Source organism: uncultured Lutibacter sp. (assembly GCF_937891065.1).
GTDB lineage: Bacteria > Bacteroidota > Bacteroidia > Flavobacteriales > Flavobacteriaceae > Lutibacter.
Genome location: NZ_CALAEQ010000041.1, coordinates 1 through 5,080 on the forward strand (window position 1 = coordinate 1; position 5,080 = coordinate 5,080).

The 5,080-nt window shown below is 30.2% G+C and carries 7 protein-coding genes; all 7 read left to right on the top strand.

Annotated features, from left to right (window positions below):
• The coding region (locus Q0352_RS02405) for a hypothetical protein (protein WP_299523040.1) at positions 1–393 on the top strand (393 nt) is incomplete at its 5' end.
• Position 394: 1 nt separating this feature from the next.
• Positions 395–1,183 carry a hypothetical protein gene (locus Q0352_RS02410; protein WP_299523043.1) on the top strand — a complete coding sequence of 263 codons (789 nt, stop codon included), beginning with the start codon at positions 395–397 and terminating at the stop codon, positions 1,181–1,183.
• Between the two features lie 171 nt (positions 1,184–1,354).
• A complete protein-coding gene (locus Q0352_RS02415) occupies positions 1,355–2,386 on the top strand; it encodes a hypothetical protein (RefSeq protein ID WP_299523045.1) in 1,032 nt (343 codons plus the stop codon).
• 1 nt (position 2,387) lies between these two features.
• On the top strand, positions 2,388–3,458 hold the full coding sequence (locus tag Q0352_RS02420) for a hypothetical protein (protein ID WP_299523048.1): 1,071 nt from the start codon (positions 2,388–2,390) through the stop codon (positions 3,456–3,458).
• On the top strand, positions 3,458–3,967 hold the full coding sequence (locus tag Q0352_RS02425) for a hypothetical protein (protein WP_299523051.1): 510 nt from the start codon (positions 3,458–3,460) through the stop codon (positions 3,965–3,967). Before Q0352_RS02420 ends, Q0352_RS02425 begins: the two co-directional genes overlap by 1 nt.
• Positions 3,968–3,978: 11 nt before the next feature.
• Positions 3,979–4,866, top strand: a complete 888-nt coding sequence (locus Q0352_RS02430; RefSeq protein WP_299523054.1) for a hypothetical protein — start codon at positions 3,979–3,981, stop codon at positions 4,864–4,866.
• The coding region (locus Q0352_RS02435; RefSeq protein WP_299523056.1) for a hypothetical protein at positions 4,866–5,080 on the top strand (215 nt) is incomplete at its 3' end. The genes Q0352_RS02430 and Q0352_RS02435, both read left to right, overlap by 1 nt.

The window sequence follows — 5,080 nt, forward strand, 5'->3', positions numbered from 1 at the left end:
TACAGATTATTAAAAAGTGGTAACTCATTTATCAAAGATGGAATGAGATTAGAACGTTCAAACATAGCAATACCAAGAGGTTATGTTGAAGAAAAGAATCACGATTGGGAATTAAATGGATTATGGCACGAAAAAGATGAAGAAGCAACTGAAATTTACTATGAACAAGGTAAATTAAAGCGTGAAAATCGTGCTAAAGCAGAAAAAGTTGCAGGTCAATTAAGAGATACTTTAACAAAAGTATTAGAGCAAGGTAGTGTAAGCACTAAGAAAGAAGTTATTGAAGATGATTCAGAAGAATTAGAAACTTTAAAAGCTGAATATTTAGAAAAGTTTGGTAAAAAAGCACACCATTTATGGAAAGTTGATAAACTAAAAGAAAAATTACAATAAGATGGCAATAGAGAATATAGCAGCGGTGGAAAAATCGCTTGGATTAGAGGCTGGTAAGCTAACTGAAATGATAACAAGTGAGGAAAATCACAATGTTGAATTAGATAATTTAGTAATTTATTCTAAAGATGATTATGAGGCAAGAATAAATAATATTAAAAAAGAAACGAGTTTTAACGCTTTAGAGGTAGCAGTTAAAAATGCACGTAATGAAATTGGATTAGAATTTCAAGGCAAAACAATGGAAAACTTATTGAAATCTTATAAAGAAAAGATTGAAAAAGAAAGTACTGTTGAGCCTGAAAAAAGATATTCAGATCTAAAAACTAACTTCGAGAAACTACAAGAAGTTAATAGTGGGTTGCTAAATAAATACAACGATTTAGAAACTAATACTAAAAAGCAAAATCAGAATAGAACTATTAATGAAACACTATTAAAAGATATTCCTGATAATACAACAATACCTAAAGATGATATTCTAGCCATACTTAAATCTAAGTATGATTTTAATATTGGTGAAGATGGTTTTGAAATTATTGAAGGTAATACTATTCTAAAAAACGAAACAACAAGAAATAACATTACACCAAATGAATTTCTTAAAACATTTATCAAGCCTTATTTAAAAGAAGTTGAAGGTGGTAGAGGTAAATCTGACGAAAAAGGACTTCCTAAAGATGGAACTTTTGAGGCTTGGGATGCACAAGCTAAAGAGCAAGGTTTGTCAGGTCAAGCATATAGTTTAGCACTTCAAGATGCTATGACAAAAGGAATAGTAAAGATGTAATAAGTTTAATATATAAAAAATCTATATAGTTTATGATTATATAGATTTTTTTTATTATCTTTGTTAGAATAATATTTTGACATTAATTGCTTTGTGCTAAAAGCGTGGTCTAAGGAGTGTTCTCCAAATATTCAAAAAATAAAATATAGTTTAATTTAATAATTAATAATAATGGCAAATAGAACATTAGCTAATTTAAGTACAGCACAAGCAAAATTGTTAGGTGCTTATCAAGCAAAAGAATTACGTTTCAGAAACCCTGTTACGTATCTTGCTTTTATTCTTTCAAGTAATATTATGTTCCCTAACTATTCGGAACTTAGATTACGTGAAGATAGAGCAATCAACACAAATTACAAAGTACGTTCAAGTAGAGCGTTAGGAACTGGTGGTAGAATCCACAATCATTCAGGAGTTAAAGGAGATACTGCTGTTTTAACACCATCTTGGTCAAGTTATGATGACAAGTTTAAAATCTCTTTAAAACAAGCTGATAATTCTCTTTATTCTTTAGATGAGCAACTTGCTTCTGAATTACAAGAAATTACATCTAACTTTGCTGAAGGATTAGAAACTATTGCAACTGCTTATATTTTTGCACAACGTAGTGGTGTGAATATTGCAACTGCTGAAGGTGCTTTTGATGCAGTAGATGATGCTTTTGAAATCACAGAATCTACAAATGGAGATAGAGCAATACAAATTTCTAAATCTGTAATGCACGTTAACAAATATTCAGATAGTAACTTAGTTGCTTTTTGTGATACTGTTGCTTACAATAAATTCTTATTCCAAGCTGCACAAGGTGCTCAAAACTCAACTAACTTATCTTTCCAATTTAATGGTGTTACTTATATCCATTCTGTTGAACTTGGTGCTTTAGGTGCTGGTTTAGTTAGTGCTTATGCTAAAGGATTTTGGATTATGGCAGAAATGGGAACATTCGGTGTTTTACCTTGGATTCCTAAACAAAATAGACAAGGAGTTTCCACAAAGGTAAATATGTTTGATTCTATAATCAATCCTATTGATAACCAAATTTATGCTGTTCATAGTTATGAAACTTTAGCGACTGATGCTGCTGCTAATGGTTCTGCACAAGATGTAGTAACACAATATGAAGTTAGTATAGATATTGCTTTAGAAAAAGCACCATTGACAACTGCAAACGAAACAGTTTTCCAAGCATTTGCATTAGTATAATATGTTTCAAGTAGGTAAAATATCAACCAAATTATATGGTATTGTAGGGTTAAGAGATTCTTTTAACCCTGCATACGCCATATTAGATGCTGATAATCAAATTAGTCGAAGTGGCTATTATATAACTGATAATGCTTATGTAAAGTTAGAATATATAAAAGACACACAAGATTATAAAGATGCTGATGATGCACAACTTAATACATACATAAAAAGATTACAAGAATCGAGTATTGTTAATGTTTGCCATCGTGTTTTTAATAGATTTGATTATTTGGATAGAAATCTACTTTATACAAATGCTCAAAATAGAGTAAACCAAGAAGTTTTAATTGATGGTTTTGTAGGTTATAAAATAAGAGTTTCTGAAGCTAATGATATTGCATTTGAGATTAAGCGTGTACTGTTAGACTTTGACACGTTAGGCACATTTAAATTGATGCTATTTAATACATCAAGTGTAACACCAATAGAGGAACAAGAAATTACTATAACTGCAAAAACACAAGAAGTTGTATTAGATTGGAAAGTTGATAATTCTGATATTACCTATAAAGGAGATTACTATTTAGGTTTTATTAAAACTGCAACTACACCAATACCTTTCAAAAGAGATTATGATAATGCTGATTCAATGAGCAGATTCAAACATCTTAATTTTGAGAAAGTACAAGTTAAAGGACATTCAACTGAAACTTTATTTGATTTAACTTTGCAAGAAGGATTAAGTGAAAATATTGGAATAAATCCTGATATTACTGTTTATGAAGATTATACAGACTTAATCATAAATAATGAAACTCTTTTTGCACGAGCAATTAGTTTAGATTTTTCAATCGCTATTCTTAGAGAACAATTAAACTCTTTAAGAACTAATAGCGATCAAAGATTAGCTGAAAAACAATCTTTAAAAATATTAGCAGAGATTGAAGGTACAAGTGGTGATAATGCTTTAAAATTAATTGGACTAAGGTCTTTATTGAATGGTGAAATTGAACAAATTTCTAATGAAATAGACAAACTTAGACGAGGTTACTTTAATAATAGCATAAAAGTTAATACTATATCATAATGCTTTATACAAAACTAAATCCAGTAGGAATAGATTTACAAATTCAAAGAGCACAAATTTATCTACACGATAAACTTGAAATAGCTTTCAATTGTGAAATATCAGCCTATGGTAGAGCGTATAAAGATAATAATAACGGTAGTATTAAACCATTGGCATACATTGGAGATGGTGAGTATAAAGAATTACTTACTAATGATAAAATAAATGGACTACATTATTTCTTTATTGAAAATGATGAGGCTACTGTTTTATCCAGGACTTGTATGTCAGATAATGAAGTTGATATTATTTTTATAGTAGATGATTTAAGTAAGGTTAAAGGAAGTATTACACATTATGCTGATGAAGAAATCAAAGAAGAAATTAAATCTTATTTAAGAGGTTTCTTTGAAGTAATTTCAGTAACTAAAGGTGAAGAAGCATTGAATGGATTTGATATAAGCCAATTACAGTTTATATATCCATACTTTGTGTTTAAATTAAAAGTATTAATTAAAGAATATTAAAAAATAAAAATATGAGTAATTATAGTGAATTATGCGTATCAGATGCCGATTTATTAGGTACTGGCGTAGGGAATTGTGCTAAATCTTTAGGTCCTGATGTTAGGTTTTTCTTAGCAGAAAGTACATTTACAGGAACGGCAGCACAACTAAAAACAAAAGCATATTGGGATGCTGGTATTGTTGCAAAAACAGTAATACCATTTCCATTGGCAACTGAAATTGAAGGGCAAAACGTTGAGGCTACTTATTTTGAGGCTTCAAGTGGTGCTACTTTCAAAACGAAAGATGAGAAAAGAAAAACAATGTACACGTTTATTGAAAACATTGTTGTACATAGTGGTATGAAATCTCACGCTGATAGAAGTTGGAATGTTTGGTTTTATACTGAAAAAGGGTATTTAAGATGCCATACAAAAGGAGCAGATTCTTATGAAGGATTGAAATTATCTAATTTCTTTGTAAATGCACAAACAACTCAAAACTTTTCAGATCCATCAATGACACCTGTAATAATGGAGTTTAACGATGTTGACGATTGGGATATGGATTTTGGTGTATTGCAACCTGATTTTGATATGAAAGATTTGGAAGGTGTTTTCCAAAGTGATGCAGTAGTTAATTCATCAACACAAGTAACAGGAACATTAACTGTAAATACAGCGATTACTGTTAAAGGTACAAATTCACCTTTAAGTGGTCTTTTACTTGCTGATTTTGAATTGAAAGATGCAAGTGGAGTTGTTGTAACTATTGATAGTGCAACTGAAACTGGTGCAACTGGAGTTTATGCTATTGTTGCAACTGATGCTGCTATTGCAGGAACGGTTAGTTTGAAAGATGTTGTTACTGTTGGTGTAGATTATTACCAATCTAATATAGCTACATTTGCAACTGCATAATGGAGTTTACAATAGGTAGAAATAGAATAGAGTTTAATAAGGGCTTCAAACCGAAGTCCTTAACTCTATTTTTAAAAACATATTCAAGACTTGGGAGTGAGGAAGAATTAATAACAATATTTGACAAACTAAATGGCAACACTACTCGAACAATCAAAAAACTTAGAAAAGTTAAGCGAAAAAGTGATAGTGGAGCAGATGTTTCAAGCGATAA